General features: G+C 60.6%; 28 protein-coding genes. 12 read left to right on the top strand and 16 right to left on the bottom strand.

Features of this window, described 5'->3' with window-relative positions:
* Positions 1–22: 22 nt before the first annotated feature.
* Positions 23–613 carry a beta-phosphoglucomutase family hydrolase gene (locus tag WJM78_RS18295; protein ID WP_339015918.1) on the top strand — a complete coding sequence of 197 codons (591 nt, stop codon included), beginning with the start codon at positions 23–25 and terminating at the stop codon, positions 611–613.
* A gap of 139 nt (positions 614–752) precedes the next feature.
* On the opposite strand, the gene hfq is transcribed toward WJM78_RS18295, so the two are convergent.
* Entirely contained in the window at positions 753–1,115 is a 363-nt protein-coding gene (gene hfq, locus WJM78_RS18290; RefSeq protein WP_011707507.1) for an RNA chaperone Hfq, read from the bottom strand.
* Between the two features lie 178 nt (positions 1,116–1,293).
* On the opposite strand from hfq, the gene WJM78_RS18285 reads away from it, so the two are divergent.
* Genes WJM78_RS18285 through WJM78_RS18275 form a run of 3 tightly spaced genes read left to right on the top strand, consistent with a single transcriptional unit; the run spans position 1,294 to position 4,773 of the window.
* On the top strand, positions 1,294–2,565 hold the full coding sequence (locus WJM78_RS18285) for a paraquat-inducible protein A (protein WP_287146138.1): 1,272 nt from the start codon (positions 1,294–1,296) through the stop codon (positions 2,563–2,565).
* On the top strand, positions 2,558–4,204 hold the full coding sequence (gene pqiB / locus WJM78_RS18280) for an intermembrane transport protein PqiB (protein ID WP_042035590.1): 1,647 nt from the start codon (positions 2,558–2,560) through the stop codon (positions 4,202–4,204). Before WJM78_RS18285 ends, pqiB begins: the two co-directional genes overlap by 8 nt.
* The gene (locus WJM78_RS18275; RefSeq protein ID WP_287146153.1) at positions 4,204–4,773 is read left to right on the top strand and encodes a PqiC family protein; all 570 of its coding nucleotides are present in this window, start codon (positions 4,204–4,206) and stop codon (positions 4,771–4,773) included. The genes pqiB and WJM78_RS18275 overlap by 1 nt, the downstream gene beginning before the upstream one ends.
* Before the next feature lie 114 nt (positions 4,774–4,887).
* Here the strand turns inward: WJM78_RS18275 and WJM78_RS18270 are convergent, their stop codons facing one another.
* A complete protein-coding gene (locus WJM78_RS18270) occupies positions 4,888–5,895 on the bottom strand; it encodes an SGNH/GDSL hydrolase family protein (RefSeq protein WP_108535489.1) in 1,008 nt (335 codons plus the stop codon).
* A 238-nt stretch (positions 5,896–6,133) separates the two neighbouring features.
* Here WJM78_RS18270 and WJM78_RS18265 point away from each other — a divergent pair, with 238 nt between their 5' ends.
* Positions 6,134–6,514 carry a NirD/YgiW/YdeI family stress tolerance protein gene (locus WJM78_RS18265; protein ID WP_339010889.1) on the top strand — a complete coding sequence of 127 codons (381 nt, stop codon included), beginning with the start codon at positions 6,134–6,136 and terminating at the stop codon, positions 6,512–6,514.
* A 69-nt stretch (positions 6,515–6,583) separates the two neighbouring features.
* Here WJM78_RS18265 and mltC read toward each other — a convergent pair whose 3' ends face one another.
* The 5 genes from mltC to WJM78_RS18240 all read right to left on the bottom strand — a co-directional run bounded on the left by mltC (position 6,584) and on the right by WJM78_RS18240 (position 11,621).
* Positions 6,584–7,684 carry a membrane-bound lytic murein transglycosylase MltC gene (gene mltC, locus WJM78_RS18260; protein ID WP_042035601.1) on the bottom strand — a complete coding sequence of 367 codons (1,101 nt, stop codon included), beginning with the start codon at positions 7,682–7,684 and terminating at the stop codon, positions 6,584–6,586.
* Positions 7,685–7,853: 169 nt separating this feature from the next.
* On the bottom strand, positions 7,854–8,126 hold the full coding sequence (locus tag WJM78_RS18255; RefSeq protein WP_005313967.1) for an oxidative damage protection protein: 273 nt from the start codon (positions 8,124–8,126) through the stop codon (positions 7,854–7,856).
* An 8-nt stretch (positions 8,127–8,134) separates the two neighbouring features.
* Positions 8,135–9,196 (bottom strand): A/G-specific adenine glycosylase, encoded by a 1,062-nt coding sequence (mutY, locus tag WJM78_RS18250; RefSeq protein WP_339010888.1) that lies wholly within the window; start codon positions 9,194–9,196, stop codon positions 8,135–8,137.
* Positions 9,197–9,297: 101 nt separating this feature from the next.
* Positions 9,298–9,978: a GspB family T2SS assembly factor variant ExeB gene (gene exeB / locus WJM78_RS18245; RefSeq protein WP_339010887.1), complete on the bottom strand. Its 681-nt coding sequence runs from the start codon at positions 9,976–9,978 to the stop codon at positions 9,298–9,300.
* A complete protein-coding gene (locus WJM78_RS18240) occupies positions 9,978–11,621 on the bottom strand; it encodes an ExeA family protein (protein WP_042035336.1) in 1,644 nt (547 codons plus the stop codon). The genes exeB and WJM78_RS18240 overlap by 1 nt, the downstream gene beginning before the upstream one ends.
* A gap of 268 nt (positions 11,622–11,889) precedes the next feature.
* Between WJM78_RS18240 and WJM78_RS18235 the strand changes: the two genes are divergently transcribed.
* Positions 11,890–13,128 carry a multifunctional CCA addition/repair protein gene (locus WJM78_RS18235; protein WP_042035338.1) on the top strand — a complete coding sequence of 413 codons (1,239 nt, stop codon included), beginning with the start codon at positions 11,890–11,892 and terminating at the stop codon, positions 13,126–13,128.
* A gap of 136 nt (positions 13,129–13,264) precedes the next feature.
* Here the strand turns inward: WJM78_RS18235 and WJM78_RS18230 are convergent, their stop codons facing one another.
* A complete protein-coding gene (locus tag WJM78_RS18230) occupies positions 13,265–13,954 on the bottom strand; it encodes an LrgB family protein (protein ID WP_339010886.1) in 690 nt (229 codons plus the stop codon).
* Entirely contained in the window at positions 13,947–14,348 is a 402-nt protein-coding gene (locus tag WJM78_RS18225) for a CidA/LrgA family protein (RefSeq protein WP_108537367.1), read from the bottom strand. The genes WJM78_RS18230 and WJM78_RS18225 overlap by 8 nt, the downstream gene beginning before the upstream one ends.
* Before the next feature lie 126 nt (positions 14,349–14,474).
* On the opposite strand from WJM78_RS18225, the gene WJM78_RS18220 reads away from it, so the two are divergent.
* Positions 14,475–15,350 (top strand): LysR family transcriptional regulator, encoded by an 876-nt coding sequence (locus WJM78_RS18220; RefSeq protein ID WP_108537368.1) that lies wholly within the window; start codon positions 14,475–14,477, stop codon positions 15,348–15,350.
* Positions 15,351–15,356: 6 nt separating this feature from the next.
* On the opposite strand, the gene WJM78_RS18215 is transcribed toward WJM78_RS18220, so the two are convergent.
* Positions 15,357–16,235, bottom strand: a complete 879-nt coding sequence (locus WJM78_RS18215; RefSeq protein WP_339010885.1) for a hypothetical protein — start codon at positions 16,233–16,235, stop codon at positions 15,357–15,359.
* Between the two features lie 165 nt (positions 16,236–16,400).
* Here WJM78_RS18215 and WJM78_RS18205 point away from each other — a divergent pair, with 165 nt between their 5' ends.
* Positions 16,401–16,559 carry a hypothetical protein gene (locus WJM78_RS18205; RefSeq protein WP_339010884.1) on the top strand — a complete coding sequence of 53 codons (159 nt, stop codon included), beginning with the start codon at positions 16,401–16,403 and terminating at the stop codon, positions 16,557–16,559.
* Entirely contained in the window at positions 16,549–17,277 is a 729-nt protein-coding gene (locus tag WJM78_RS18200; RefSeq protein ID WP_339010883.1) for a GNAT family protein, read from the top strand. Before WJM78_RS18205 ends, WJM78_RS18200 begins: the two co-directional genes overlap by 11 nt.
* Positions 17,278–17,332: 55 nt before the next feature.
* Here the strand turns inward: WJM78_RS18200 and ybaK are convergent, their stop codons facing one another.
* From ybaK to WJM78_RS18185, 3 genes are all read right to left on the bottom strand, one after another.
* Positions 17,333–17,803 carry a Cys-tRNA(Pro) deacylase gene (gene ybaK / locus WJM78_RS18195; protein WP_042035351.1) on the bottom strand — a complete coding sequence of 157 codons (471 nt, stop codon included), beginning with the start codon at positions 17,801–17,803 and terminating at the stop codon, positions 17,333–17,335.
* A gap of 146 nt (positions 17,804–17,949) precedes the next feature.
* Positions 17,950–19,215 carry an inorganic phosphate transporter gene (locus WJM78_RS18190; protein WP_287146149.1) on the bottom strand — a complete coding sequence of 422 codons (1,266 nt, stop codon included), beginning with the start codon at positions 19,213–19,215 and terminating at the stop codon, positions 17,950–17,952.
* Positions 19,216–19,240: 25 nt separating this feature from the next.
* Entirely contained in the window at positions 19,241–19,921 is a 681-nt protein-coding gene (locus WJM78_RS18185) for a TIGR00153 family protein (protein WP_042035354.1), read from the bottom strand.
* A 169-nt stretch (positions 19,922–20,090) separates the two neighbouring features.
* Between WJM78_RS18185 and WJM78_RS18180 the strand changes: the two genes are divergently transcribed.
* A complete protein-coding gene (locus tag WJM78_RS18180; RefSeq protein ID WP_339010882.1) occupies positions 20,091–21,056 on the top strand; it encodes a CYTH domain-containing protein in 966 nt (321 codons plus the stop codon).
* A 106-nt stretch (positions 21,057–21,162) separates the two neighbouring features.
* Here WJM78_RS18180 and WJM78_RS18175 read toward each other — a convergent pair whose 3' ends face one another.
* The gene (locus WJM78_RS18175) at positions 21,163–21,630 is read right to left on the bottom strand and encodes an energy transducer TonB (RefSeq protein ID WP_339010881.1); all 468 of its coding nucleotides are present in this window, start codon (positions 21,628–21,630) and stop codon (positions 21,163–21,165) included.
* A 155-nt stretch (positions 21,631–21,785) separates the two neighbouring features.
* Positions 21,786–22,709, bottom strand: coding sequence for an LpxL/LpxP family Kdo(2)-lipid IV(A) lauroyl/palmitoleoyl acyltransferase (gene lpxL, locus WJM78_RS18170; protein WP_339010880.1), 924 nt, complete (start codon positions 22,707–22,709; stop codon positions 21,786–21,788).
* 236 nt (positions 22,710–22,945) lie between these two features.
* Here lpxL and hldE point away from each other — a divergent pair, with 236 nt between their 5' ends.
* Positions 22,946–24,373, top strand: a complete 1,428-nt coding sequence (gene hldE, locus WJM78_RS18165) for a bifunctional D-glycero-beta-D-manno-heptose-7-phosphate kinase/D-glycero-beta-D-manno-heptose 1-phosphate adenylyltransferase HldE (protein WP_339010879.1) — start codon at positions 22,946–22,948, stop codon at positions 24,371–24,373.
* A gap of 118 nt (positions 24,374–24,491) precedes the next feature.
* Here the strand turns inward: hldE and tolC are convergent, their stop codons facing one another.
* Positions 24,492–25,820: an outer membrane channel protein TolC gene (tolC, locus tag WJM78_RS18160; protein ID WP_212514837.1), complete on the bottom strand. Its 1,329-nt coding sequence runs from the start codon at positions 25,818–25,820 to the stop codon at positions 24,492–24,494.
* Between the two features lie 306 nt (positions 25,821–26,126).
* On the opposite strand from tolC, the gene nudF reads away from it, so the two are divergent.
* Entirely contained in the window at positions 26,127–26,768 is a 642-nt protein-coding gene (gene nudF / locus WJM78_RS18155; protein ID WP_339010878.1) for an ADP-ribose diphosphatase, read from the top strand.
* Positions 26,769–26,959: the final 191 nt, after the last annotated feature.

The raw sequence follows: 26,959 nt of genomic DNA, 5'->3' as shown, positions 1-26,959 counted from the left end.
GTTCAGACACAGATCCCGCACCATGACCCTCTCCGGATTTCAAGGCCTGGTATTTGACCTCGATGGCACCCTGGTGGACTCCATGCCACTGCACCTTGCCGCCTGGGCACACACTGCCCGGGAGTTTGGCTTTCACTTCGATGCCGACTGGTTCTATGAGCTAGGTGGCATGCCGAGCCGCAAAATCGCCCTGCTGGTTGCCGAGCAGCAGCAGATCGCCCTGGATCCGCTGGTGGTAACCCGTTGCAAGACGGATCACTACGTGGCCAACCTGCACAAGGTCACCGTCTTTCCGGCCATGCTGGCACTGGTACAGCGCTATCACGGCCTGCTTCCCATGGGAATAGGCACAGGTTCGCCCCGTATCAATGCTGAGGCCGTGCTGCGCAATACCGGGCTGGATCGTTACTTCCCCGTGGTGGTGACCGCTGACGATGTGGCGCTGCACAAACCCCATCCCGATACGTTTCTGCTGGTTGCACATCGGCTGGGTATCGAACCTGCAGCTAGTCTGGTGTTCGAGGATACGGGAATTGGCGTACAAGCCGGTCAGGCGGCGGGCATGCAGACCTGCATGGTCAGGGATGGAAAACCAGTCGACTTGCAGTATTGAAGCGAGGGGAGGTGAAACAGGCGACGCCACTCAGAGCAAGAGTGGAGTCCATTCTCATACGGGACAGGCATGATAAATGAGAATGGACTCGGTCACCCTTTGACGCAGCAATGGCGTGGGAGTGACTCAGGCAAGCATATTACTGCTCGCTGCTACCGCCGCCCTGATTGTCATCGTAACGACCGGGGGCGCCATGGGGACGCGGCGCCATGGAGACGCGCGGCTTGCGGGCGCGCTGTATGCTGACCTGGGGGCGGCCGGAGTGCATGGCGATGGTGGAGATCTTGGCCTTGTAGACCAGCTGCTGGTTGCCATGGGCATCGGTCAACAGCACGCTGTACTGGTCGAAACCGCTGATGGTCCCCTCCAGCTTGATGCCGCTCACCAGGAAGATGGCGACCTGGCTGCGATTCTTGCGCAACCAGTTGAGGGCAGAATCTTGCCCGTTCCCGAGGGAGAAGGCTTGCTCGATCGTGGAGTAGCTTGGGGATTCAGTTGTCATAAATTATTGTCCCGCGGAAAAAAAGTGGCGTTTGATTGTGCTAAATGGTCACTGGCTTGTCAAAGTCATTCTCACTCCCATCCCGGATGGGGCAACGACAGAGCTGGTCGGCAGGGGGCTGCTGCGGTAATAATTGGCAGCTCAGGCCCAGTGGCGGGCCTCATGCTGGGGTTTTATCTTGCATCCGGTTTCAAACCAACACCTATCCACCTATACCCATGACGCGACCGCGTGCGAAGAGTGTGACCTGCTGGTGCCGGCCACCGCGCTGGCCGTCGGGGAGACGAGCAGCTGTCCGCGTTGCGGCCATACCCTGAGCCGTCATTTACCGGACCAGGAGCGCAGGCCCATTGCTTACGGCTTTGCGGCCATCATCATGTTCGTGCTCTCCAACTCCTTCACCTTTATGTCGTTCTCGGCCAAAGGGATAGGGCAGGAGATGACGTTTCTGCAGTGCATCACCACCCTGGTGGATCAGGGCTATCTGTTTTTGGGCGCTGTGCTGAGCCTGACCCTGATCGGTCTGCCACTGGTCTACGTTGGCTCTATCATGCTGGTGCTGTGGCGGGTCGACAAGGACTTGCACAGCAATGCCCTGCGCTCCCTCGGTCGCCTGCTGTGCCGGATCAAGCCCTGGCTGATGGTGGATGTGTTCTTGATCGGGGTGCTCATCTCGCTGGTCAAGCTGATGGGGATGGCAGACATCAAGATGGGGCTGTCGTTCTGGGCCTTTGTCGGCTACACGGTGTTGCTCATCAAGACGATCTCGTCACTGGACCGGATGTGGCTGTGGCAACGGCTGTTCGGCCCGACCGGGGCCCGAGAGCTGGATGCCGAGGCCACTGCCATGGCGTCCGGGCTGGTGGGTTGTCACATCTGCGGCGCCCTGAGCGAGGTGGGCGAACACAGTTGTCCGCGCTGCGGCGGCAAGCTGCACAGCCGCAAGCCGGGTGGTTTGAGCCGGACCTGGGCGCTGCTTTTGACCTCGGTGATCCTCTATGTGCCCGCCAACATCTATCCCATTATGGATACGGTATTTCTCGGCGATGACAGCCCCTCTACCATCCTTGGCGGCGTGGTCTTGCTGTGGGCCCTGGGCTCCTATCCCATCGCCGCGGTGATCTTCATCGCCAGCGTGGTGGTGCCGCTGGTGAAAATCATGGCACTGTTGTGGCTTTGCTATATGGTACAGCGCGGCCACGGTGCCTCGCCCCTTGGCAAGCTCAAGCTCTATCGCATGACTGAATTCGTGGGACGCTGGTCAATGATCGACGTCTTCGTGGTGGCCATTCTGGCGGGCCTGATCCGGCTCGACAACCTGATGACCATATATCCGGGCCCTGCGGCCGTCGCATTTGCGGGTGTGGTGCTGATTACTATGGTGGCAGCCATGAGTTTCGATTCCCGCCTGATCTGGGATTTACAACAAGGAGAGCGCGAACGTGAGTGAGCGTAAGAAAAGGTGGAAACCCGGCTCTGATTTTCTGAGCTCGGCGGCCGCAATCTGGATGGTGCCGCTGCTGGCGCTGTTCATCGGCATCTGGATGTTGTTCCAGCACTGGTATTCGCAAGGTCCCAGCTTCACCCTGACAGTGGCCACCGCCGAAGGCATAGTGGCGGGCAAGACGGTGATCCGTTCCCGCGAGGTGGAAGTGGGCCGCATTGAGGCGGTGGAGCTTAGCGAGGATTACAGCCATGCGGTGCTGAAGGCTCGCCTGACCAATGCCGCCGCCGGCATGCTCAAGAAAGACAGCCAGTTCTGGGTGGTTAAGCCCAGGGTCGGCCGTGACGGGGTCTCGGGTCTTGGCACCCTGCTCTCCGGTGCCTATATCGAGCTGGCCCCCGGCAAGAAGGGCAGGCCGCTGGACGAGTACGCCATGCTGGACAAGCCACCGCTGGCATCTCAGGACGCCAAGGGGCTGCGGCTCTCCTTGAGTAGCCGGGATACCCGTGCACTCGGGGTGGGCTCGCCCATTAACTACCAGGGCTTCACCATAGGTCAGGTGGAAGAGGCGAGATTCCTGCCTGAAAAGAGCGAAATGCAGTACCAGATCTTCATCAACGCCCCCTATGACGTGCTGGTGAGCGGCAACTCCCGCTTCTGGATGACCCCGGGCTTCGAGGTCTCCATGAGCAGCGAGGGGATGAAGGTGAAGATGGATTCGCTCGAGAGCCTGCTCGACGGTGGCATCACCATGGGCCTGCCCCCCGGCTGGGCGCCTGGCGAGCCGGTCAAGCCGATGGATGAGTTTACCCTGTTCCAGGATCAGGCCAGCGTGCTGGCCGGTAGTCTGGATCAGTTCATCGACTATGTGTTCCTGTTCGAGGACAGCGTCGGCGGCCTGCATCCTGGCGCGGCGGTAGAGTATCGCGGCATTCGGGTCGGCACCGTCATCTCGGCCCCCTATCTCATTGACGAGAAAGGGGTACAGATGTTCCAGAACCGGCAGATCCCGGTACTGGCGCGCATCGAGGTGCAGCGTCTCTCTCATCGCTATGCCAACGCGGAGAAGGAGCAGTGGCGTGCCTTGTTCGGCAAGCAGTTCAAGGAAGGACTGCGGGCCACGCTCAAGACCTCCAGTCTGCTGACCGGGGGCAAGGTGGTGGATCTGAACTTCTATCCGGATGCACCCAAGTTCAAGCCCACCGAGCTGGCCGGTTATCAGGTGTTCCCGACCGTGCAGGCCGGGCTGGACCAGATTGAGCGCAAGGTGAACCAGATCCTCGACAAGTTCGTCGACATGGACACGGCCAAGACCTTGAACCAGGTCAACCATACCCTGGCCACCCTGGAGCAGACCCTCAAGAGCGTCAGCGCGGTGAGCGCCAATCTGGACAAGTTTACCGGCCAGAGTGCGACCCAGCAGTTGCCGGCGTCCCTGAACGACAGCCTGAAGCAGTTGCAGAGCACGCTGCAAGAGTACGATGCCAACTCCCAGACCAATCAGGATCTGCGTCAGTCGGTACAGTCGCTCAATCAGCTGATGCGTGAGTTGCAGCCACTGGTGCATTCGCTCAACGAGCAGCCGAGTTCGTTGATCTTCGATCGCGCCCGCCCCCGTGATCCTGAGCCCAAACGAGGCCAATGATGAAAAAACAGATGATGACCCTGGCCTTGCTGGGCCTGTTGGCGGGATGCAGCTCTGCGCCGACGACGCTGCACTACTACTCCCTCGATGCCGAGGCGCAGCAGCCGACCATAATGACGGCGCAACCGCTGCACCAGCTGGTGCTGAAGCCGGTCTCTCTGTCCGGCCAGCTGGACAGGATGAGCCTGGTCTATCAGCTGGAAGGCAAGGAGTTGCACTTCGCCGAGTACCATCGCTGGGCGGGTTCCCTCGATGCCCAGCTCGATCAGCTGACCCTGAACGGTCTCTCCAGCCGGCTGCCGGGTTGGGTGGTGCGTCAGGATGGTGCCCGCAAGGGGTCAGTGTTGACCATCTCGGTCGAGCGCTTCCAGGGGCGCCATGACGGGCGCGCCGTGCTCAGTGGCCGCTGGCGACTGCTGACGGAGGAGGGCACCGTCCTGCGTGACGTCCCCTTCCAGCAGGTGCGGGTGTTGCCAGAGGATGGCTACGGTTCCCTCGTCAGCGAGCTGGGACTGGGCTGGCAACAGCTGCTCGACCAGATTGCGGCAGAGGTGCGCAAGGGCGCCTGAGGCGGTCATGAATGAAAACGGGAGGCCAGAGGCCTCCCGTTTTTTTATCCAGACACCACAGACACGGCGCCAAGACCCTGGAAATGACGGCTGAACGTCAGATACCCCTTGTCATCAGTGGGCGAGGAACTCGTACTGGCTCTCGATGAAGGTGGCGGCGCGTTCGCTCAGGGCGGCGTGTACGACCTTGGTCGGGTGTACATCATCAAAGAACATCTTGCCCTCACAGTTGAGGGGGCTGGCGCTGCGGCGAGCCATAGGGTTGGCTACGGCCTGTGCCAGCAGCGGGTTGCCAGCGATGGCGAGGCGATCCTGCAGGTTGAAGGCGGAGAGACGACTGTCGGTGCTGGCACTGAGCAAAGAAAAGGGTTTCCCCAAATAGTCTCCGCCATAGCAGGCATTCTCTGTGTCGCTCAGGCCGAAGTTTTGCGGGTCACTCAGCATTTCGGCGAACTGCTTGTCGATCTCGAACAGCTTCACCAGCCCGACGGGGGCCAGCTGGCGTGTCAGGTTCAACATTAGCTGATTGTGATAGGCGGAGATATGGCTGACCTTGTCGACCACCTTCTGGCTGCGTGCATTCGGGGTCTGACCCAGATCCGGCAGGTTGAAAAGCAATATCTGCTTGGCCCCGTTTAACACCATGCGGTTGGCTGCGTCGCTGATGGCATCGCGTACCCGCTTGGCATCTTGCTCCGTATTCCAGCCATAGGCCAGATAGTCGTTGGCACCGAACCAGAGGATCACCAGATCGTCTGGCTTGAAGCGGTCTTTTTCCAGGAACTGGGTGACCTCGTAGTCCAGGTTGTTGATGACCTGATACTTGGGGTTCCAGGAGATCTTGTTGTAAGCCACGGCGGTAGCACCGCCTTCCGCTTCGTTGGCTATGGTCAGACCCGGGAACTGCGTGGTCAACTGCTCCAGCCAGAGGGGCCCGTTGGAGAAGCGACCCTCATAGTAGGGGGGGCTGGAAGGGAGGAAACCGAGCATCTTGCGGTACATCTTGCCGGTATCGGAGAGGCTGTCGCCAAACATCACGATCCGGGAAAAGGCGGGACGGCTGTCGGCTGCCTGAACTGTCAGCGCGACCAGTCCCAATAAACACACAAACCATTTTTTCATATTGTTGTTCTCATTGATTTGAAAGCAGGTGGTGCCTGCGGGCTTTTCCTCGATAGGCAAACGGGCTGGGAAGCTGTTTTGCCATTTTGTAAGGTATCCAGCCAAATTAAATTTCGCAGCAGGCGAGGCTGATTAAGTCGATTACGGTCACATCCCCTTCACCCAAATGGGGAGCCTTCACGTTTATTTCACGCCCCGACTTGCACACTGCTCCTGTACCCAATAACAGGAGCATGAAATGAACAAGGCGAGCGTAATCGGTCTGTTGACCCTGATGTCCATCTCTTCTTCCGCCATGGCGGCCTATACAGGTCCGCAGGAGCAGAACAAGGTCTCTGTCGCTCAGTTGAAGGATCTGGCCGATGACAGCTGGGCCACCCTGGAAGGCAAGCTGGTCAAGCATCTGGGCGGCGAGAACTACGTGTTCCGTGACGCCAGTGGCGAGGTGGAAGTCGAAGTGGATCAGGATGTGTGGCGTGGCACCGAAGTGGGTCCGGACGATCTGATCCGCATCCGTGGTGAAGTGGACCACAGCTGGAACAAGACAGAGGTAGAGGTGAAGAGTCTGGAGAGGGTCGGGGCCGCTCCGCAGAGCAAGGGCGGGTTTGTCGTCAAGTAAGGCCGGATAGCCGTACGCCAGATGCAACAAGGGCGCCTCCATGGAGGCGCCCATTTGCTGTTGGTCTGCTTAGCCGGTGCGGGGCAGCGTGCGCTTGAACCCCTTCTCGGCTTGATTGACCTTGTAGAGATAGCGTCTGGCCTCCGCCTTGGGATGCTGCTCGGTCAGGATCTGGTACACCGCCTCGGGGGAGAGCTGATTGATCATGCCGGGCGCCGCCTTGCGGTCGCTGGAGAAGGTGTTCAGCACCCCACCGGCGCCACCGTTGTAGGCCGAGATGACGGCATAGCGGCGGGAGAGCGGATCCTGGATATTCACCAGATAGACGGTCTGCAACAGGTGCAGGTAGGCGGTGCCCACGTCGATGTTGTAAGCCGGATTGAACAGATCTTCCCGGGTCGGCTGGCCGTTTTTGCCCTTGACCCGCACGTAGACGTCCCGCCCGGCGGTAGCCGGGATCACCTGCATCAGGCCATAGGCATTGGCGTGGCTGACCGCATAGGGGTTGAAGCTGCTCTCTGTCTTGATCACCGCGTAGATGAGGCTTTCGGCGACCCCATACTTACGGGAGGCTTCCCGTATGATGCCGGCATACTTGTAACCCCGTTTGTCCTCGTGGTTGGCCACCATGGGGATGTCGACGAAGAAAATGGTGCGGATCCCCAGGGTACGCTTCTTCATCGCCGTGCTGAGCAGGTAATCGGCGTAACGCTCGGCACGCCAGTCGAAGCGGATCGGCTGGCCCTGGTTGTCCAGCACCTGACCATAGAGGAAGGGCTCGCCACCGGGCAGAATTTCACGGTCGGAGTACAGATCCACTTCAGCCGGATCATCCGGGGTCAGCAGGGTCTCTATGATGGCGCGGCGCAGGTGGGCACGAGGGTCAACCCCGGAGACGGTCTCCACCATGATGTGGCCGCTGGAGAAGTTAATGTGAGCCCGGCTCTTGTACTGATCCGTGTATTTGACGTAGTCAAATTTGCCCGCGAACAGCGCCTCACGCCCCCATATCTCGTTCACGTTATGGGAGAGCGCGCTGATCATGTGTTCGAAACCGCGAATGTCCTTGCCGTTGACGAGATCGTCATCCTCACTCCCGTTGGGCTTGGGGGAGGATGAGCAGGCAGAGAGAAACAGCAGGGTGCAAAGCAGCCAAAAAATTCGGCCCATAGGATCCTCAAGCTGGGCGGCAGAGCCGCCCGTCATTCATTGGCAGTGAACCTTAAGATGTACAGCCGTCGCTGGCTCGCAAATACAACCCATTGGTCCATAGGCCGGTCATTGGCTGTGAACTGGGAAATGTATAGCCGTCACTGGCTTGCAAGTACAACTTACCAGCTTATTGGCTGGGAGGGGTATAACCGTCTATGGCCACTTCACCCGCTTCAAACAGGTAGCTCACCATCTCTTTTTCCAGCAGCTGACGATGCTCGAGGTTCATCATGTTCAGCTTCTTTTCGTTGATCAACATCACCTGTTTTTTCTGCCATTCGGTCCAGGCTTCCTTGCTGATGTTGTCAAAAATCCGCTTGCCGAGTTCACCGGGGTAGAGTTGGAAATCCAGGCCCGGGCCCTCTTTTTTCAGGCGTTGGCAAAATACAGTACGGCTCATGTTGACCTCTATGGTTGTAAGTCCGGGTAGGCGAGCAGGCGGGCCGTGGCGGCCGCCAGACCCACCTCTGCAGGATGGCGTAAGTTATACCAGAGTCGGTTATCCGCTTCCATGAGCTGGGGGGCCGGTGGCGCATCGATTTCAATCAGGAAAGGCTGAATATCGAGGTGGAAGTGGCTGAATGTATGCCGAAATCCGCTCAGTTCCCGATAATCGTGGCCGCTCAGCCCCAGCTGCTGCATCAGCCCCTTGACCTCAGACAGCGACTCCACCTGCGGGAAGCAGTAGAGCCCGCCCCAGATCCCCTGTGGCGGCCGCTTCTCCAGCAACAGCTCATCGCCGTGACGAATGAGCAGCATGATGCCGGTGCGGGCCGGAATGCTCTTCTTGGGCTTGCTGTTGGGGTAGGCGGTGGGCTTGCCCTGCGACAGCCCCTGGCAATCGGCCTGCACCGGACAGCGCTCGCAGGCGGGTTTGCTGCGGGTGCAGACGGTGGCGCCCATGTCCATCATGGCCTGGTTGTAGTGGGCCACACCGAGCTTGGGCGTGAGGCGGATGGCAAGCTCCCACAGATCGTTCTCCACCTGTTTCTGACCGGGCCAGCCCGGCAGTGCCAGCCAGCGGGTGAGTACCCGCTTCACGTTGCCGTCCAGAATGGCGTGGGGCTGGCCAAGCGACAGGGAGAGCACGGCGCCCGCGGTGGAGCGGCCTATGCCGGGCAGGGCCATGACCTCTTCCAGCCGCTCCGGGAACAGGCCACCGTGCAGCTCGCAGATCTGCTGGGCCGCCTTGTGCAGGTTGCGGGCGCGGGCGTAATAGCCGAGCCCGGTCCAGTGGTGCAGCACTTCATCGATGGGAGCATGGGCCAGGGCTTGCACGTCGGGGAAGCGAGTCATGAAGCGTTGATAATACGGGATCACGGTGGCGACCTGGGTCTGCTGCAGCATGATCTCGGAGACCCAGACCCGATAGGGCGTCTTGTTCTGTTGCCAGGGCAGGGTCTTGCGGCCGTGGATCTGGTACCAGTCCAGGATCCTGGTGGCGAAGGTGGTGTTGTCTGAATTGCTCACATGGCTCTCATGTTATTGATTAAAAAGGGGAGCTCTCAGGCTCCCTCTTGAAATGGACGCCAGATCAGCGGGGCTGAGCTGGCTTGGTGGTCGTGATGGACTCAGCCGCGCCAATCCTGCAGCGCCTTGAGGCTGACGTTCTGGCCCGCCACCTGCAGGATGATGTAATCCTGGGCGATGGCGATCAGGGTCACTCCTGGGGCAACCTCGCTGCCCTCATGAAACTCACGTCCGTTCAGCATCACGGCACGCTTGGCCGGGTTGGAGGAGAAGACGTGGGAGCCGTAGGCCAGGGGCGGCACCCGCTGCTTCAGTTCCAGCGGCAGGGCGCTGATCGGCATGGATTGAGACTCGTTTTGGGCCTGGGGTGCCGTCTCATCCATCAGCGGCGTGTTATTAAGTGCATTCATGATGCGCTCGGCCAGCCCCTGGCTGCCGTTGGCGGCAGGGGCGCTGTTGTCGGGGGCGACTCTGGGGCGCACCACGGGTTCCGGCAGGGGCGGGGGCAGCGGGCGGGTGATCATGGGCCTGGGTTCGACCCGCACGAACGGCGGCGTGACCACCTCTTTCACCTCCACCGTCTTCTCGATGGGGCGGTTGTTGAACAGGTGCCAGCCATAGTTGGCGCCAGCTCCCATCAGCAGGGCAAGCGGGGCCAGCAGCCACCAGATCCAGCGCCGGTTCTGCTCCTCTTCCTGGGTGACGGGCAGCCCCATCGCCGGAATATGGGGGGTGAACTGGGGCTGTTCGGCCCGGCGCAGTGCCTTGAGCAGGGTAGACATCAGGAAGCCTCCTCCGACAATGTGGCCATGGTCTCATCGTTCATGGTATCCAGCGTGGCCGGTGTGCTGGTGCGTTGGGACTCATCTTCCAGCCTCGGCATGGGTTCGCCGGCCATCACGTTGAGGCGCAGCAGGGTATTGCTGCCGGCGATGCCGTCCGGGTTCAGCCCCTGTTCGCGCTGGAACTGTTGCAACTTGCTCTTGAGCTCGGCGTCGAAGCGACGCACCTTGCGATCCGGCTGCTGCAAGGCGCGGCTGAGGGTGTTGTCCAGCCACTGCACCTGGGTCGCCCCGGCATTGTTGCCAATCAGGGCGACGCCGCCCTTGGGCATGCGCCACAGCAGGGTGTAGCTGCCACCCCAGAAGTCTGACAGCCACTGCCTGTCCACCTGCCAGCTCTGGTTGCCGATGAGCAGGTTGGCCTTGTCCGGCCCCAGGCTGACCAGGGTCGCGTAATAGATGCCGCCTGTCTCGTCGGTCAGGCTGATGAGGGCCGGGTGCTGCAGGGCTTGCAGCTCTGCCAGCGAGGCATCGCCCTCCTGGCAGCGCAAACCGGCGCGCGGTGCGTTGTCGCAGGTCGCCTCCTCCAGCTCTGTCCGGTAGCCCCACACCTTGTAGAGATTCTGCATGGCACTCTCTGGCTCCAGCGCCTGATTGATGGCGCGGGTCAGCTGCTCCTGCTGCTCCGGGGTGTCGTCAACCTTGACCGGCACCTCCACCTTGATCACGGGGCGCTCGGGGAAGAAGCCGAAGAATTGCCAGCCCCACCAGCCGGTGGCGACCAGCAAGGCCCCTGCCAGAGCGACCATGAGGCCGGACTGCCAGGTGCCTTCGTCGCGAATGCCGCTCACCTCATAGGCCGCCAGGCTGATGTCACCGTGGACTATCTTGTGGCTGCCACGGGCGAAGGCGGCGATCAGGGCGCGGTCGCAGATGAGGTTGATGAGGCGAGGAATGCCGCCGGAGAGGCGGTGCAGGGTCTGGAGCGCTTTGGGGGTAAAGATGGGCTGGACGCAGCCTGCGATCTGCAGCCGGAAGCGCACATAGGCATCCACGTCCTGATGTGAAAGCGGCAGCAGGTGATAACGGGCCGTGATGCGCTGAGCCAGCTGGCGCAGCAGGGGTTGGCGCAGCATCTGTTGCAGCTCTGGCTGACCGATAAGCACCACTTGCAGCAGTTTCTTCTCGTCGGTTTCCAGGTTGGTGAGCAGACGCAGCTGTTCCAGCACGCCGGGCAGCAGATGCTGGGCCTCATCCACCAGCACCACGCTGCGCTTGCCTGCTGCCAGGTTGGCCAGCAGGTGATCGCGAATGAGATCGAACAGCAGCTTGAGACCGGCGTCCTTGTCGTACGGCAGCTGGAACTCGTCACAGATGGCCGCCAGCAGGTCACGCTCGGTCAGGGATGGATTGAGGATGTAGGCGATCTCGGTCTCGGCCGGCAACTGTTGCAACAGGCAGCGGGAGACGGTGGTTTTACCGGTTCCCACTTCCCCGGTTAGCAACACGAAGCCTCCCCCATCCTGCAACCCGTAGTTGAGGTGGGCGAGGGCCTCCCCGTGACGTTCACTCATATAGAGGTATTTGGGGTTGGGCGAGATGGAGAACGGGGGCTCCGACAGACCGAAGAACTGTGTGTACATAAGGATCCATTCCATTGTTATGGGCGGCAGGTTAAAGCCTCCCCACTGGGATGTCAAAGACCCGGATGCCATAAGGGGGGCTGGCGCATCTGGCAGCCAAAACCGCTGTTTTTATCGAATGTGGTCTGGTTGTGGTGGGCCACTGTGGCTGTCGGGCCAAGCTGGCCGGGTGATCGCGGCAGCCTGATCGCGGGAGGCATGGCGGTGTCATCGTGTCCGCCAGGCAAAACCGGTATAATCGAGGCAGGTTTATCAAGGGAGACAGAGATTGCAGACTTATCTGGTTGGGGGCGCAGTGCGGGATCGCCTGTTGGGATTGCCGCAAGGGGATCGGGATCACCTGGTGGTGGGGGCGACCGTGGAGCAGATGCTGGCACTGGGGTTCACCCAGGTGGGCCGCGACTTCCCTGTGTTTCTCCATCCAAAGACCCAGCAGGAGTATGCCCTGGCCCGCACCGAACGCAAACAGGGCTGCGGTTACACAGGGTTTGTCTGCCACGCCTCCCCCGAGGTGACGCTGGAGCAGGATCTGCTGCGCCGGGATCTCACCGTCAATGCCATCGCCGAGGATGACGAGGGTCGGCTGCACGATCCCTATGGCGGCATTCAGGATCTGGAGCAACGCTTGCTGCGTCATGTCTCCCCGGCCTTTGCCGAGGATCCGCTGCGCATCCTGCGGGTTGCGCGCTTCGCCGCCCGTTTCCACGCCCAGGGTTTTGTCGTGGCCCCCGAGACGTTGGCGCTGATGCGCGAGATGACCGACGCCGGCGAGCTGGCCCACCTCACCCCGGAGCGAGTCTGGAAGGAGCTGGAGAAGGTGTTGCTGGGACAGACACCCCAGATCTTCTTCGAGGTACTGCGCGAATGTGGCGCCCTCAAGGCGCTATTTCCGGAGCTGGACGCCCTGTTTGGTGTGCCAGCGCCCGCCAAGTGGCACCCGGAGATAGACACCGGCATCCACACCCTCATGGTATTGGAGCAGGCGTGTCGCCTCTCTCCCGAGCTGGCGGTGCGTTTTGCTGCCCTGTGCCACGACTTTGGCAAAGGGCTGACTCCGCCCGCCTTCTGGCCGAGCCACCACGGTCACGGCCAGAAGGGACTGCCGCTGATCCGCGACTTTTGCGAACGCTTTCGGGTGCCGAACGACTGTCGTGATCTGGCGCTGCTGGTGAGCGATCTGCACACCCATATTCACATTGCCTTCGAACTCAAGCCTGCGACCCTGCTCAAGGTGTTCGACAAAGCGGATGCCTGGCGCAGACCCGAGCGTTTCGCCCAGCTGCTGGATGCTTGCCGCGCCGACTTCCACGGCCGTACCGGCTTCGAGGAGCGGGTCTATGCCGAGCCTGACTATGTGGCCCAGGCGCTCGGCGCAGCCCAGGCCGTGCCTGTGAAGGATATAGTGGCCGCCGGTTTCAAGGGCGAAGCCATTCGCGAGCAGCTCGCCAAGCGCCGGCTCGATGCCATCAGCCGGGTGCGAGACGAGTGGACCTTTATCGAGGAGTAGGCGCGGCGTCTGCCAGCTGTCCGTCATCAACAAGCCCGAGTCACTGACCCGGGCTTTTTGCTGAGGTGTGTGTCAAGAGGCGCAGGCTTGCCACCCCTGGCAGGGAAAAACGGACCTGGCCTGACTGCAAGCCGGATTACCAGAACACCTTGCCGAGCAGGGGGGCGAACAGCACAGTCACCATGCCGGCAATCATCATCACCATGCTGGAGACGACGCCCTCCTCGTTACCCATCTGGTACGCCTTGGCGGTACCGGCGCCATGGGCCGAGGCGCCGAAGCCGGCCCCCTTGCCTAGGCGGCTGCGGATGGCAAGCAGGGTGAGCACACTCTCGCCCACTGCCATGCCGATGACGCCGGTCAGCACTACAAACAGGGCGGTGAGATCGCTCTGGCCGCCGATGGCGCGGGTCGCCTCCACCGCGAACGGTGTGGTGATGGAGCGCATCGCCAGGCTGCGCTGCAACATGTCGGAGAGGTGCAGCCAGCGCGCCAGCAGCACTGTACTGCCCACCGCCATGATGACGGAGGCGACGACCCCGACCGAGAGGGAGAGCCAGTGACGGTGGATCAGCTGGCGGTTCTCATAGACGGGCACGGCAAAGGCGACGGTGGCCGGGCCCAGCAGCCAGAGCAGCCAGTGGGACTGGGCCATGTAGTCCTGATAGGGGATGTGGAACCCCAGCACCACGGCCACCAGCAGGGTGGGTGCCAGCAGCAGCGGCATCAGCGGCAGTATGCGCTTGCGGCCATAGAGCCACTTGCTGGCGTAGTAGAACAGCAGGGTCAGGGCGAAGCAGAGCAGGCCAAGCAGGGTATCAGACATGACGGCGACTCCGGCGGGCCAGCTTCAGCTCGAGGCGATAGACCCTGTCCACCACCAACGCCGTGGTGCCCAGCACCAGGGCGGTGCTGATCAGCAAGACCAGCATGATGCGCCACCCCTCCTGCAACAGCAGATCCTGATAGTTGACCACGGCCACCACGGCCGGCACGAAGAACAGCAGCATCTCGGCCAGCAGCCAGCGGGCGCCGGCGCTGAACCACTGGGTCTTGACCACGCCGAGCAGGATCAGGACCAGCAGCGCCAGCATGCCGGTGAGGTTGGCGGGCAGCGGCAGATGGAAGGTGCGTACCGCCGCATCGGCCAGCAGCCAGATGGCGGCCAGCAGGGCGATTTGGAAGGGCGTCTGTAACCAGCGAATGCAGAGGGCTTTCATGATGGGCGTCTTTCTGTGAACTGGCTCACAGTATAGGGACAGGCTAAACCTGCAAAAAATGAATTTAAATTATCAAATTCATGCCAAAGATGCATGATTAAGGCTTACCGCCTGTGAGAGAGCACTATGGATATCCGAGCCCTGCGTTACTTTGTCGAACTGGTACGCGAGCAGAGCTTCACCCGCGCCTCCGAGAAGCTGTTCGTCACCCAGCCCACCATCAGCAAGATGATCCGCAACATCGAGGAGGAGCTGGGTCAGCCGCTGCTCAACCGTGAAGGGCGCCGCTTCACCCTGACCGACAGCGGTCAGGTGCTGTTCAACCGGGCCCAGACCATACTGGCCGAGATGCAGCAGCTGGAGGCCGAGCTTGCGGATCTGCAGAGCCTGCAATTTGGCCGGTTAGCCCTCGGCATCCCGCCCATGGTGGGTCACGTCTATGCGGATCTCATCCGCACCTATCGCAGCCGTTATCCCAAGGTGGAGCTCTCCATCGTCGAATATGGCGGTCGGCGCATCGAGCAGGCGGTGTTGGCGGGGGAGCTGGATCTGGCCATCACCATGCTGCCGACCCGGGAGGGGGGCGCCCTGAGTGCGCTGGAGCTGGATCAGTATCCCATCCAGGTGGTGCTGCCGGACTTGCCGCGCTGGCGCGCGTGCCGCGAGATCCGGCTGGAGGATTTGCGCGATGAACCCTTCCTGCTCTACACCCAGGCCTTCACCCTGAGCGAGCGGCTGGAGCAGGCATGCCAGCAGGCGGGCTTCGTGCCCCAGGTGGCGGCCCGCAGCAGCCAGTGGGACTTTCTCACCGCCATGGTGCGCAGCGGCATGGGAGTCGCCTTTTTGCCCGAACCCATCTGCCGTCGGCTGACCCCGGACGGTCTGGTGCTGCGGCCGCTCCTGCCCGAGCTCAGCTGGCGACTCGGGGTGATATGGCCGAGCGAACGCTATCTCTCCCGCACCGCCGAGGCCTGGCTGGCGCTCTGCCGCGAACAGGGTTGAGGCCCATCATGGATCGCCGAAGCGATCCGTCATGGGGTTGTAGAAGTAGGGGCGGTAGTCGAAGCTGATCCCCTCGAGGAAGGGGTTTTCCAGTCGCAGCATACGCCGCTGCTTGAGCCCGGCAAAGGCGATGGCGGGGCCGAAGCTTTGGCGCCACAAGGCCTGCAGCGAACCATCTTGCCAGGCTTGGCGCAGCCCTGTCTCTACCCGTTTCAGGGCCTCACCGTTTGCCATATTGGTATAGAAGACTCTGGGCAGCGGGTAGTAGAGCAGCAGGTAGGGATCCATCTTCAGATCCCCTATATCTTTGTGGGTCAGCAGCTCGCTGCGCAGTTCGCTCGCCCCGCGGCACAAGAGATCGAACCGGCCGCGCGCCACCATTTTGAACAGTATCTCGTAGCCATCCACCTCTACCACCTTGAGACCGGCATGGCGCAGTATCTCCACATCCAGCCAGCCCTTGCCCTGACCAAACGTGAAATGGCGCAACCCTGCCAGATCATCTACCTCCGCCAGGGCCGCCTGCTGTTGAGGACTGACGAAGCAGACGCGATAGCTGACGATGCCGAGATGAATGGGGAAGCGGACATACGCCAGCCCTTTGCCGTCGCGTGCGCTGCTGTAGCTGTCCATGGCAAACAGGTTGGTGAAACTGTTGAGCTGCAGGCTGAGCCGCACCCGGGCCTTGGTCATGGTCGGGGCGGGCACCAGCTCATAGTCGCCGAAGGTGTCACGGGTCTTGTCGAGGGCGAGACGCAGCAGCTCCCTGTCATAGGTCATGCGCGGATCCCGTTCGCTCTCCGGACTGATGTAGGTGAAGCGGGTGGCCGCCATCGGGGTGGAGGAGAGAGAAAGGCAGAAGATCAGGAACAGGAGTCTATACATCTCGGCCAGGCTTTACGACTTGGGTTCATCCATTATCGTCCGGCAGCCCACTTTGGCCGATCTGGAACAACTGCACTGTCAAGCCCATGAGGAGTGCTTTATCGCCAACTCCGTCAAAACCATCGTCACCACTCGGATCCGGGTCTAGTCACAAGGAGGGGTATCATGAGTCAGGTATTGAGCGGCGGGCTGGTCAGCGCGGCAGAGGTCAGCGTCTTCTACGAGGCTCAGCTGGTCTATCGGTGGCGCCAGGACGGCTTTGCCGTCGCCACCGGCAACGAGACGGGATCGCTGCAAACGGGAGGGATTGCCTGTGGCAGCTGACATCTATCTGAACGAGTTCGGCCAGCCGGTTGGTGCCCCACTGCCCGACTGGCGGGGGGCAGCATTTCCTCCCCATCACCTCCTGAGTGGCTGGGGCTGCCAGTTGGCGCCGCTGGATCCCGAGCGTCACGGCCCAGGCCTCTGGCAGGCGTTCTGCAGCGACAGCGGGGCTATGTGGACCTACCTCACCAGCGGGCCTTTTGCCGATGAGGCGGCCATGGGGAGCTGGTTACAGCAGTGCGCCGCCAAGGCGGATCCCCAGTTCTACACCATCATGGATGCCAAGAGCGGTCAGGCGCAGGGGCTCGCCAGCTACCTGCACATCGATCCCCAGGCTGGCAGCATGGAAGTGGGCTGGCTGCACTTCTCGCCAGCCCTGCAACAATCGCGGCTGGCGACGGCGGCCATGGCGCTGATGATGGCCAACGCCTTTGCCCTCGGCTACCGGCGCTACGAGTGGAAGTGCAATGCGCTCAACCAGCCCTCCTGGCGGGCGGCGCTGCGGCTCGGTTTCAGTTACGAGGGGACCTTTCGCCAGAGCCGGGTGGACAAGGGGCGGGCACGGGATACCGCCTGGTTCTCGGTGATCGATGGTGAGTGGCCCGCCTTGCAAACCTGTTTCGAGCGCTGGCTGGCCGATGCCAACTTCGACCAACAGGGACGCCAGAGGTTGCGATTATCCGAGCTGACAGCCGCCTGTCGTACCAATAACGACTGACCTGGCAAGATGACAGAGGCCCCGCCAGCGGGGCCTCGTTTGTCGGTATCAGGGCTTACTCATGGTGCTCACCTATGGGGGCGGCGATCCACTGCAGCAGGGTCAGCATGTCCTGTGGCGCCACCCCGACCGAGAGGCCGCGCTTGCCGCCGCTCACCAGTATCTCGTCAAATGCCATGGCAGAGTCGTCGAGTACGGTGAGCAGCCGTTTTTTCTGGGCCAGCGGGCTGATGCCCCCCACTTTGTAACCGGTCAGCTTCTCGGCCTCGGCCGGTTTCATCATCTCCACCTTCTTCAGGCCAGTGGCCTTGGCCAGCTGCTTGAGACTGCACATGCCCGACGAGGGCACTATGGCGACCACTGCTTGCTTGTCGTGATGGGCGACCAGGGTCTTGAACACCTGGGCTTCCGGCAGGCCGAGCTGGGTCGCGGCATGTTTACCGAAATCGTCGTGAGCTGCGCACTCATAGGGGTAGAGCTTGTGCGGTATCTTGAGCTTTTTCAGAAGGTTGATGGCAGGAGTCATGATAAGCGCCTTGAGTCAAAACAAGGCCAAACAGTCTGCGCCTGCAAGGCAGGGGATGCAAGTTGCTCGCGCCCCCAAGGTGTGGATGAGCGTGCTGAGATAAAAAAGCCCGGGTCAATGACCCGGGCTTTTTGCGGCTGCGCGTATCAGGAGAAACAGGCTTGCAGCACGTAGAAGATGGCGATGGCCAGGATGGCACCGGCGGGCAGGGTGATGATCCAGGAGACCACTATGTTGCGCAGTACCCCCAGATTCAGGGCGGCTATGCCACGGGCCAGACCGACACCCATCACGGCACCCACCAGCGTCTGGGTGGTGGAGATGGGCAGACCCGTGCCGGAGGCGATCACCACGGTCGCGGCTGTGGCCAGCTGGGCGGCGAAGCCACGGCTCGGGGTCAGATGAGTGATGCCGGTACCGACGGTGGCCATCACCTTCTCGCCCATGGTGGCGAGGCCGATGACGATACCTATGCCGCCGAGCGGCAGGATCCACCAGGCTATGGTGGACTTACCGGCGATCTGACCGGAGCTTTCGACGATGGAGACCACGGCGGAGAGCGGACCTATGGCGTTGGCCACGTCGTTGGAGCCGTGGGCAAAGGCCATGGCACAGGCGGTGATCACCATCAGGATGCCGAATACCTTCTCCACGTTGGCGAAGTGCATCTTGCTGTCATCCTGCGGGTTGTATTGCTGGCCGCGAATGTAGAGCCAGCCAGCACATGCCACCGCGATGGAGATGATGGTGGAGAGCAGGATCCCTTCGCCATTGCTCAGGTGTAGACCAACGTGGGTCAGCCCCTTCTTGATGGTCACCAGGCAGATCACCAGCGCGGTCAGGAACATGTAGAAAGGCACGTAACGCTTGGCGTTGGCCAGGGGATCATCTGTGTTGAAGATGAGCTTCTGCACGCTGATGAACATGAAGTAGGCGATGATGCCGGAGATGGCCGGGGTGATGATCCAGGAGCCGACTATACCGCCGAACTTGCCCCACTGAACCGCTTCCGGACCTATGCTCACCACGGCGAAGCCGACGATGGCGCCGATAATGGAGTGGGTGGTAGAGACGGGCCATCCGAAGTAGGAGGCCAGGATCAACCAGGCACCGGCCGCCAGCAGGGAGGCTATCATGCCGAGCACCAGCAGATCTGGCGTGTCGACAAAGGCGTTGGTATCTATGATGCCGTTACGTATGGTCGCTGTCACTTCGCCACCGGCCAGATAGGCACCGGCAAATTCGAAGATCATGGCGATGATGATCGCCTGACGTATGGTCAGGGATTTGGTGCCGACCGATGTGCCCATAGCGTTGGCCACGTCATTCGCGCCTATACCCCAGGCCATCAAAAAGCCGAACAAGGCCGCCACGAGCACCAGAGTCGTGCCGTAATTCGCGATAATGTCCATTAATAGTGTTTACCCAGTCAGTCGATTACGAACGAGCCAGCATCAGTTCCAGACGGGCGCCAACGCGCTCGGCCTGATCTGCCAGGTCACCTACCCATTCGAGGATCTTGTAGAGGAACATAATGTCGATCGGATTGTATTTCTGCTCAACAGCTTGCAGCTGTTGGCGCAGTCCGATCTGCATGGTGTCAGTATCGTCCTCGATAAGATCCAGCTGATGGATCATCTCGGCAACCATTTCAACTTCACGTCCTTTGAAGCCGGTTTCGAGCAGCTCATCGAGTTCTCCGATGGCTTTTTCGGCTTGGGCGGTCGCATCGATACAACGTTTGAGATAGGCCATGAAATCGGCACGCATCTCGGCAGGGAATTCCATTCGACGGCCAAGCATGCGGCCGGAGATATCCTTGGCACGGTTGGCAATCTTGTCTTGCTGGGTCAGCAGTTCCAGCAGGTCGGTACGGGCGACCGGCAGGAACAGGCCGCGAGGCAGTTTCAGACGAATTTCACGTTTGAGGATGTCCGCCTCTTTTTCCAGCTGGGCTATCTGCTGCCGGATCTTCTCGGCATCTTCCCAACGGTCTTCGGCAACGGCATCAAAGAAGGGAATGAGCTGCTCGCAGCACACGTGAACCTTGATGATATGCTTCTGCAGCGGCTTGATGGGGGACTTGGCAAAAAGCCCCAAAATAGTATTTACTGGCATGGACAAACCTGTGTCGGTGAAAAAACACTCGATACGATTTTATGAGGGGCGCATGGTAACCGAACTGCGTCATCAATAAAACCGTGAATTAACCCTGATGTATCACAGGCATTATATCCTCGCGTTTCACATTGTGCCCCCCCAAGTTGCCTGCCAGCCCGGAATGACTATGCAAACTGAGATCGAGATAAAGTTTTTTGTCTCACAAGATATTCAACGCTCACTATCCAAGCTTTTGAATTCACTAGAAATTAAATCAAGATCCCAAGTCGAGCTCGGCAATGTCTATTTTGATACGCCGACCCTGGATTTACGTCGGCTGGAAATGGGATTGCGTATTCGTCGCAGCGATGATTTTGCCGAGCAGACGATTAAATGTCGGGGTCAGGTGGTGGGGGGATTGCATGCCAGGCCTGAATATAATGCCCCTGTGCAGGGTGATGTGCCCCTGCTTGCGGCTTTTCCAGCCGAGCTTTGGCCGAGCTTGGTGGTGCGCGACGAAATCCAGACCGGGCTGGTTGCCCAGTTCAGGACTGATTTCCTGCGCCGCTACTGGCTGATAGCCTTCGAGGGTGCCGAGATAGAGCTGGCTTGGGATCAGGGCGAGATCGTCGGTTCGCTGGGCAAGACCTGCATCGATGAGCTGGAGCTGGAACTCAAGTCTGGCGATGCACGGGCCCTGTTCGGGTTGGCAGAGCAGCTGGCCGGTCTTGGCGGGGTCAGGTTGGGGGCGCAATCCAAGGCGCAGCGAGGCTATCGGCTGGCGGGATTCGGCAAGCCGCTGACGCTGCAATCCTTGCCTGTAGCCAATGGGAGCGATGCCGTGATGCGCATCACCTCGGGCCTGCAACATTGGCAACATCACGAGCAGTACTGGCTGGAGCAGGCAGACCCCGAGCAGAGACAACTGGCGCTGCTTGCGATCCGGCAAGGGGTTGCGCTCATGGTCGATGCTGCCGCTACGCAGGCGCCAGTGTGGCTGGCGGCGCTGACCGACTTGTCGACTCATCTGGCCTTATGGGCCCAGGAACCGGCCGACACAGGGTGGCAAGCTGCCCTGTCGACGCTGTTCCATCGCGTCGACTATGTGCGGCTGCAATTGGCCATCGCTGCCTGGCTGCACGCGGTGGCATGACATCTGTGCCTTGCAGGACGCGGTGGTGACGAACAATGGCGACAACGAAAAAGGTGAGCGTTAGCTCACCTTTTTCATGTGGGATGTACCGCCATGGGAGTTGTGCTCAGACCTGGGTGTAGACGTGCCCCGTGCTGCGAACCATGTCCTCACCCGGGCAGCGCTGCGCCAGTCCGCGGGTGTCACAGGGCTGGCCGTTATGCTCGATACAGAATTCGAACCGGGTTTGGGACTTGACGGGGAGATGGCCCGAATTGGCGGCGGTTGCCTGCCATTGCCACTGTTGCAGCGCCTCCATGGCGGCCTCGCTGAATGCGTCCTCACTGGGTGTCAGCACGCGGATCTGCTCGGCCCGGCCTGCTGCATTGATCACGTACTCGAGCGAGGTACACCCCATTTTTTCGGCCAGTATGGCCTCCTTGGGGTAGCGGGATTCGTTCCTGCCGAGAGGGCTCCAGTGGGCGTTCACATCCGTGATGTCGCTCAGGGGGAGAGGGGTGAGGTGCACGCTCTGGGTCTGGTGACTGCAACCTGTCAATGCGCACAGGGCGCTCACTAAAAGAGTGGCTTTCATGTTCGCTTCCCTTCGTTCGTTTTATTGTTCCTGGCGGGGCCTGACCCGCGGCTTGGCACTGTCACTCATTAAATATGCAGCCACGAATGAAAACGCTTTCCGGACTGCAGGCCATCACAAATCGCCTCGCGGCGGTTTTTTCATCCCTTTCTGACTCAGTAGTAGCCAGCGTCATCCGGATTGGGCCGGGTCTTGAAACGGCGATGGAGCCACATGTACTGCTCCGGCGCCTTGCGCACGGCGGCTTCAATCTCGCGGTTGGCGCGGGCGGCATCTGCCATCTCGTCACCGCATGGGTAGTCGGCGAGCGGCGCCCCGATATGCAGGGTGTAACCCTCGCTGGTGCGGATGTTGTAGCAGGGCAGGGTGACGGTGTTTTTCACCCGCGCCAACGTAGCGGTACCTGTGATGGTCGCCGCCTGCTCTACCGCGAAGTAGGGCACGAACACGCTGGCGTGGGAGCCGTAGTCGTGATCCGGCGCGTACCAGAGGGCGTCGCCGTTGCGCAGCGCCTTGATCATCCCCTTCACGTCCATCCGGTCCACCAGATATTTGTTGGAGGCGCAGCGGCCGTGGTACTGGGCATATTCCAGCACCGGATTGGTGTTGGGGCGATAGACCCCCACGCCGGGGCGTACCAGACCGAAACAGCGGGCGTTGAGCTCCAGCGTCAAAAAATGGCAGGAGAGCAGCAGCATGCCCTGACCCTTTTCCATGGCGGCGATGACGTGCTCTTCCCCTTCCACCTTCATCAGGTTGCGCATCCGCCAGTCTGGCCAGAACCAGGCGATGCCCACCTCGAAGATGGCGCAGCCGACGCTCTCGAAGTTTGCTGTGAGCAGTTTTTCCCGTTCATCTCGGGTCAGTTCCGGCATCGCCAGTTCCAGATTACGACGGGCAATCTTCACCCGTGACTTCAGTATCTTGGCGGCGAGGCGGCCGAGCTGGCGGCCCAGCCACATCTGGCTGTGCCACGGCAGCAAGGCCAGCAGCCAGAGCAGGGAAAGGCCGAACCAGCTTGCCCAGTAACGGGGGTGAAACAGGCGGGGCTCGAGGCGAGGAGCGTTGTCATGGGCCATGGATAATCTCTTGTTCGCAAACACAATCGGGGATTCTAGCCGAAAAGGGGGGGCGGGGGCGAATGGCTGTGTGCTGGTCAGAGGGGTAGCCTGCGTCAGATCCGCGTGGCGTGAACTGTAACTATGGGTTCCCTTTGTGCTTCAAATGGATATCACAGGTTTGCTTTTGCTACACCGTATAAAAGAGTGTGATAAAATCCGGGACTGAATTTTTCAGGTTTTGAGAGTCGATACAGATGAAGATCACCCTGCCCGAGTTTGAAAAAGCCCGCGTTCTGGTCGTTGGCGATGTCATGTTGGACCGCTATTGGCATGGCCCCACCGGCCGGATCTCGCCCGAGGCCCCGGTGCCCGTGGTCAAGGTTGAACACATTGAGGAGCGCCCGGGTGGCGCTGCCAACGTGGCCCTCAACTCTGCCGCACTGGGCGCTCACGCCGTGCTGCTGGGCTTGACCGGTCAGGATGAGGCCGCCGATGCTCTGGCTGGCCAGATGGCTGGCGTCAAGGTCGCCTGTGATTTCGTTCGTCTGGCCGACTATCCGACCATTACCAAGCTGCGGGTGCTTTCCCGCAACCAGCAACTGCTGCGCCTCGACTTCGAGGAGGCGTTCCATGATGTCGATTCCACTCTGCTGATGCACAAGGTGGAGCAGGCGCTACCTAACTGCGACGTGATGATCCTCTCCGACTACGGTAAGGGTGCCCTCAACGATGTACCCGGCATGATCCAGCGTGCCCGTGCCGCTGGTATTCCCGTCCTGGTCGACCCCAAGGGGACCGAGTTTGAGAAGTATCGCGGCGCCACCCTGCTGACTCCCAACATGTCCGAGTTCGAGGCTGTGGTGGGCAAGGTGAAAGGTGAAGAGGATCTGGTTGCCAAGGGACTGGCGCTGGTCAAGCGTTTCGAGCTGGAGGCCCTGCTGGTCACCCGTTCTGAAAACGGCATGACCCTGATCCGCGAAGGTCAGCCAGAGCTGCACCTGCCGGCCTTGGCCCAGGAGGTCTACGACGTGACCGGTGCAGGTGATACTGTCATCTCCACTCTGGCCACCTCGCTGGCCGCCGGCATGAGCCTGGAAGAGGCGTGTGCCCTGGCCAACACCGCCGCCGGCATAGTGGTCGGCAAGCTGGGGACCTCCACCGTCAGCCCGGTCGAGCTTGCCAATGCGCTTTACACCGAGCAGGAGACTGGCTTTGGTGTCATGTCCGAGGCTCAGCTCAAGGTTGCCGTGCAGGCTGCCCGCTTGCGTGGGGAGAAGGTGGTGATGACCAACGGCTGTTTCGACATACTGCACGCCGGTCACGTATCTTACCTCGCCAATGCCGGCAAGCTGGGGGATCGCCTGATAGTGGCGGTCAATACCGATGACTCCGTCCGTCGCCTGAAAGGGCCGGGTCGCCCGGTCAATGCGACCGATCGCCGCATGGCCGTGCTGGCAGCGTTGGGCGCCGTGGACTGGGTGGTGCCTTTCGCCGAAGATACGCCCCAGCGGCTGATCGCTGAAGTGTTGCCCGACCTGTTGGTCAAGGGGGGTGACTACAAGCCGGAGGATATTGCCGGTTACGACGAGGTGACCGCCAATGGTGGCGAGGTGCGCGTGCTCAACTTCGAGGATGGCTGCTCTACCTCCGATATCATCAAGACTATCCGCGAGCGCGGCTAACTGCTCCATTGGCCCCGTAACATGGCGGGGCCGACACTTCTGCACGTTCAGCTCGGCAGCAATCCGGATAACAAAAAGGCGACCCTGTGGTCGCCTTCTTCATTCCCGATAGCGGCTATCAGGCGTTGGTTTTGGTTTTTGCCGTGGCAGGCATCAAGCCCTGGTTCACTTCCACCAGATCTTTCTCTTCCAGCACGCCGGCAGCCTGTTTCAGGCTCAGGATGTTGAGGATGTAGCTGTAACGAGCGGCAGAGAGCTTCTGCTTGGCATCGTACAGCTTACGGGTGGAGTCCAGCACGTCGACTATGGTGCGGGTACCCACTTCGTAACCGGCTTCAGTCGCTTTCAGGGCGCTGTCGGCAGAAACCACGGACTGGCTGTAGGCGCGTACCGAGCCGATGCTGGCGTTCACGTTGTTGTAAGAGGAGCGCACAGTGCTCTGTACCGAGCGGAAGTTCTTCTCCAGCTGCTCGCTGGCAGCCACGTAGTCGTACTGGGCCTGCTTCACTTTGGAGCTGGTGGCGCCACCGCTGTAGATAGGCAGCTTGAAGGTCAGGCCAATGTTGGACTGATTGGCATTGCTATCGGGGTTGCGGATCTCGTCTTTGTAATCGGTATAGCTGGTCTTCAGACCGGCATCCAGATCCAGGGTCGGCTCATGACCGGTCTTCTTCAGGTCGATCTGCTCCTTGGCAATGTCCTTGGCGATACGCGCGTTGTGCAGTTGCAGATTCTTGTCCAGTGCCAGCTCCAGCCACTTTTCGGAGCCAAAAGCGGTCTTCTGCGGGCTGAATCGCTCGGTGTTGAGCACAGCCAGGTTGCGGTGATCGATGCCGGTCAGTTCACGCAGGCTCTCGTAGCTGTTGTCCAGGGTATTTTCGGCATTGATCTCGTCGGCCAGTGCCTTGTCGCGCTCGGCCTCGGCCTCATGCACGTCCGTGATGGCGGTCAGGCCCACTTCGAAGCGCTGCTGGGTCTGTTCCAGCTGGCGTTCCACAGCAGCCTTGTTGGCGCGAACGAACTCCAGGATGTCCATCGCCTTGAGCACGTCGAAATAGGCTTGGGAGGTGCGCAGCATCAGGTTCTGGGCTTCGAGGTTGTAGGCCACGTCGGACTGGGTGGCGCTCTTCTCGGTGATATCCAGGTTGATCCAGTTGCTGCGACGATAGAGAGATTGCGTTAGCGCAACTTTTCCGTTGGCAGTCGAACCGGTCAGGGTATCACCTTTGTTTTGCAGGTGGCTCAGACCTGCTTCCAGATCGACCTGTGGAAGCAGAGTGGCACGGGATTCGTTGATTTTCTCGAAGGCTTGGTCACGCCTGGCCTTGGATTCCTGCAGCTGGGTGTCCTTGATCTGGGCCTGTTGGTAAATATCGAGCAGGTTTTCGGCATGGACGCCGGCGCTGACGCCCAGCAACACCATGGCTGACAAGAGTGTTCTTTTCATTGATCGTTTTAACCTTATGTATTAACCCAAAGCTGTCGCTGGATGAAGGAGGGTTATTGTCACTGACCAAGCTTGATTTCAGCTTAATCGCTCCACTATAAGCAAAATTTTATGATAACTGGCTCTTTTCCAGCGACAAGAACGTCAGGCACGAGGGGGAGTTTTCTCCCCCTCGTGCCTAGCCAAATACCCTGTGGCTGCTAAAATCCATGCCTCATCTCCGTCGGGAACGAGTGAATGAATGTTCATTCATGTTCTCGGATTTTATGGTCAAACCGAGCCAAGTCAAGCTGGCGGGAGTCTCGTATGTCGCAGCAAGCCTTGCCCCAAACCCGTCACTATTCTGCCGATGATGTAAAAATTATCGATAAATCATCGGGATATAACGGCTTCTTCAAAGTAAACGTCTATCGCCTGCAGCACAGGTTATTTGCGGGGGGCTGGAATGAACCCATAGTGCGCGAGCTGTTCGAGCGCGGCCATGCCAGCGCCCTGCTGCCCTATGATCCTGTGCGCGACCAGATAGTGCTGGTGGAGCAGTTCCGCATCGGCGCCATCGAGACCAGCCCCACGCCCTGGCTGCTGGAGCTGGTGGCCGGCATCATAGATGAAGGAGAAACCGCCGAAGCCGTGGTGCGTCGCGAGGCGGTGGAAGAGGCTGGGATCGAAGTGGGTCGCTGCGAGCATGCCATCAGCTATCTGGTGAGCCCGGGTGGCAGCACAGAGCGCATCGAGGTCTATGTGGGCGAGGTGGATGCCAGCAAGGCCGAGGGGATCCACGGTCTGGCGGAAGAGGGTGAGGATATCCGGGTGCACGTGGTGAGCCGCGAGCAGGCCTATGCCTGGCTCAAAGAGGGGCGCATCGACAACGCGGCCTCCGTCATTGCCTTGCAGTGGCTGGCCCTCAATCACGGCGAGCTGCGGGCGCGCTGGCTGGCGGGGCGCTAAAGGTGGCGCTCGTTCACACCCAGGCCAGGCGCTATGTGCCCGATTTGATGTCCCTGCAGCGTACCTGCGAGGTGAACTACTCACGGGTGTTGATTGATGGAGCTGTGAGATGCCCTTAGTCCAGAGCCCGATGAAACGCTATGTGCCTGATTTGATGTCCCTGCAGCGTACCTGTGAGGTGAACTACTCAC

The sequence above is a fragment of the Aeromonas popoffii genome (assembly GCF_037818705.1).
GTDB classification, from domain to species: Bacteria; Pseudomonadota; Gammaproteobacteria; order Enterobacterales; family Aeromonadaceae; genus Aeromonas; species Aeromonas popoffii.
The sequence above is the reverse complement of the archived record's forward strand: the minus strand, read 5'-3'. Positions and strand labels throughout refer to the sequence as shown.

What these genes read in the sequence shown, in the direction of transcription:
- WJM78_RS18225 (WP_108537367.1), bottom strand. Translation starts at nt 14,348, where the DNA reads ATGAAAGCCCTCTGCATTCGCTGGTTACAGACGCCCTTCCAAATCGCC.
- mltC (WP_042035601.1), bottom strand. Translation starts at nt 7,684, where the DNA reads ATGGGCCGAATTTTTTGGCTGCTTTGCACCCTGCTGTTTCTCTCTGCC.
- WJM78_RS18295 (WP_339015918.1), top strand. Translation starts at nt 23, where the DNA reads ATGACCCTCTCCGGATTTCAAGGCCTGGTATTTGACCTCGATGGCACC.
- WJM78_RS18185 (WP_042035354.1), bottom strand. Translation starts at nt 19,921, where the DNA reads ATGCCAGTAAATACTATTTTGGGGCTTTTTGCCAAGTCCCCCATCAAG.
- hldE (WP_339010879.1), top strand. Translation starts at nt 22,946, where the DNA reads ATGAAGATCACCCTGCCCGAGTTTGAAAAAGCCCGCGTTCTGGTCGTT.
- WJM78_RS18215 (WP_339010885.1), bottom strand. Translation starts at nt 16,235, where the DNA reads ATGTATAGACTCCTGTTCCTGATCTTCTGCCTTTCTCTCTCCTCCACC.
- WJM78_RS18205 (WP_339010884.1), top strand. Translation starts at nt 16,401, where the DNA reads ATGAGTCAGGTATTGAGCGGCGGGCTGGTCAGCGCGGCAGAGGTCAGC.
- hfq (WP_011707507.1), bottom strand. Translation starts at nt 1,115, where the DNA reads ATGACAACTGAATCCCCAAGCTACTCCACGATCGAGCAAGCCTTCTCC.
- WJM78_RS18265 (WP_339010889.1), top strand. Translation starts at nt 6,134, where the DNA reads ATGAACAAGGCGAGCGTAATCGGTCTGTTGACCCTGATGTCCATCTCT.
- tolC (WP_212514837.1), bottom strand. Translation starts at nt 25,820, where the DNA reads ATGAAAAGAACACTCTTGTCAGCCATGGTGTTGCTGGGCGTCAGCGCC.
- WJM78_RS18190 (WP_287146149.1), bottom strand. Translation starts at nt 19,215, where the DNA reads ATGGACATTATCGCGAATTACGGCACGACTCTGGTGCTCGTGGCGGCC.
- WJM78_RS18230 (WP_339010886.1), bottom strand. Translation starts at nt 13,954, where the DNA reads ATGTCTGATACCCTGCTTGGCCTGCTCTGCTTCGCCCTGACCCTGCTG.
- exeB (WP_339010887.1), bottom strand. Translation starts at nt 9,978, where the DNA reads ATGTCTACCCTGCTCAAGGCACTGCGCCGGGCCGAACAGCCCCAGTTC.
- lpxL (WP_339010880.1), bottom strand. Translation starts at nt 22,709, where the DNA reads ATGGCCCATGACAACGCTCCTCGCCTCGAGCCCCGCCTGTTTCACCCC.
- nudF (WP_339010878.1), top strand. Translation starts at nt 26,127, where the DNA reads ATGTCGCAGCAAGCCTTGCCCCAAACCCGTCACTATTCTGCCGATGAT.
- WJM78_RS18175 (WP_339010881.1), bottom strand. Translation starts at nt 21,630, where the DNA reads ATGAAAGCCACTCTTTTAGTGAGCGCCCTGTGCGCATTGACAGGTTGC.
- WJM78_RS18270 (WP_108535489.1), bottom strand. Translation starts at nt 5,895, where the DNA reads ATGAAAAAATGGTTTGTGTGTTTATTGGGACTGGTCGCGCTGACAGTT.
- WJM78_RS18255 (WP_005313967.1), bottom strand. Translation starts at nt 8,126, where the DNA reads ATGAGCCGTACTGTATTTTGCCAACGCCTGAAAAAAGAGGGCCCGGGC.
- WJM78_RS18180 (WP_339010882.1), top strand. Translation starts at nt 20,091, where the DNA reads ATGCAAACTGAGATCGAGATAAAGTTTTTTGTCTCACAAGATATTCAA.
- ybaK (WP_042035351.1), bottom strand. Translation starts at nt 17,803, where the DNA reads ATGACTCCTGCCATCAACCTTCTGAAAAAGCTCAAGATACCGCACAAG.
- WJM78_RS18275 (WP_287146153.1), top strand. Translation starts at nt 4,204, where the DNA reads ATGAAAAAACAGATGATGACCCTGGCCTTGCTGGGCCTGTTGGCGGGA.
- WJM78_RS18240 (WP_042035336.1), bottom strand. Translation starts at nt 11,621, where the DNA reads ATGTACACACAGTTCTTCGGTCTGTCGGAGCCCCCGTTCTCCATCTCG.
- WJM78_RS18220 (WP_108537368.1), top strand. Translation starts at nt 14,475, where the DNA reads ATGGATATCCGAGCCCTGCGTTACTTTGTCGAACTGGTACGCGAGCAG.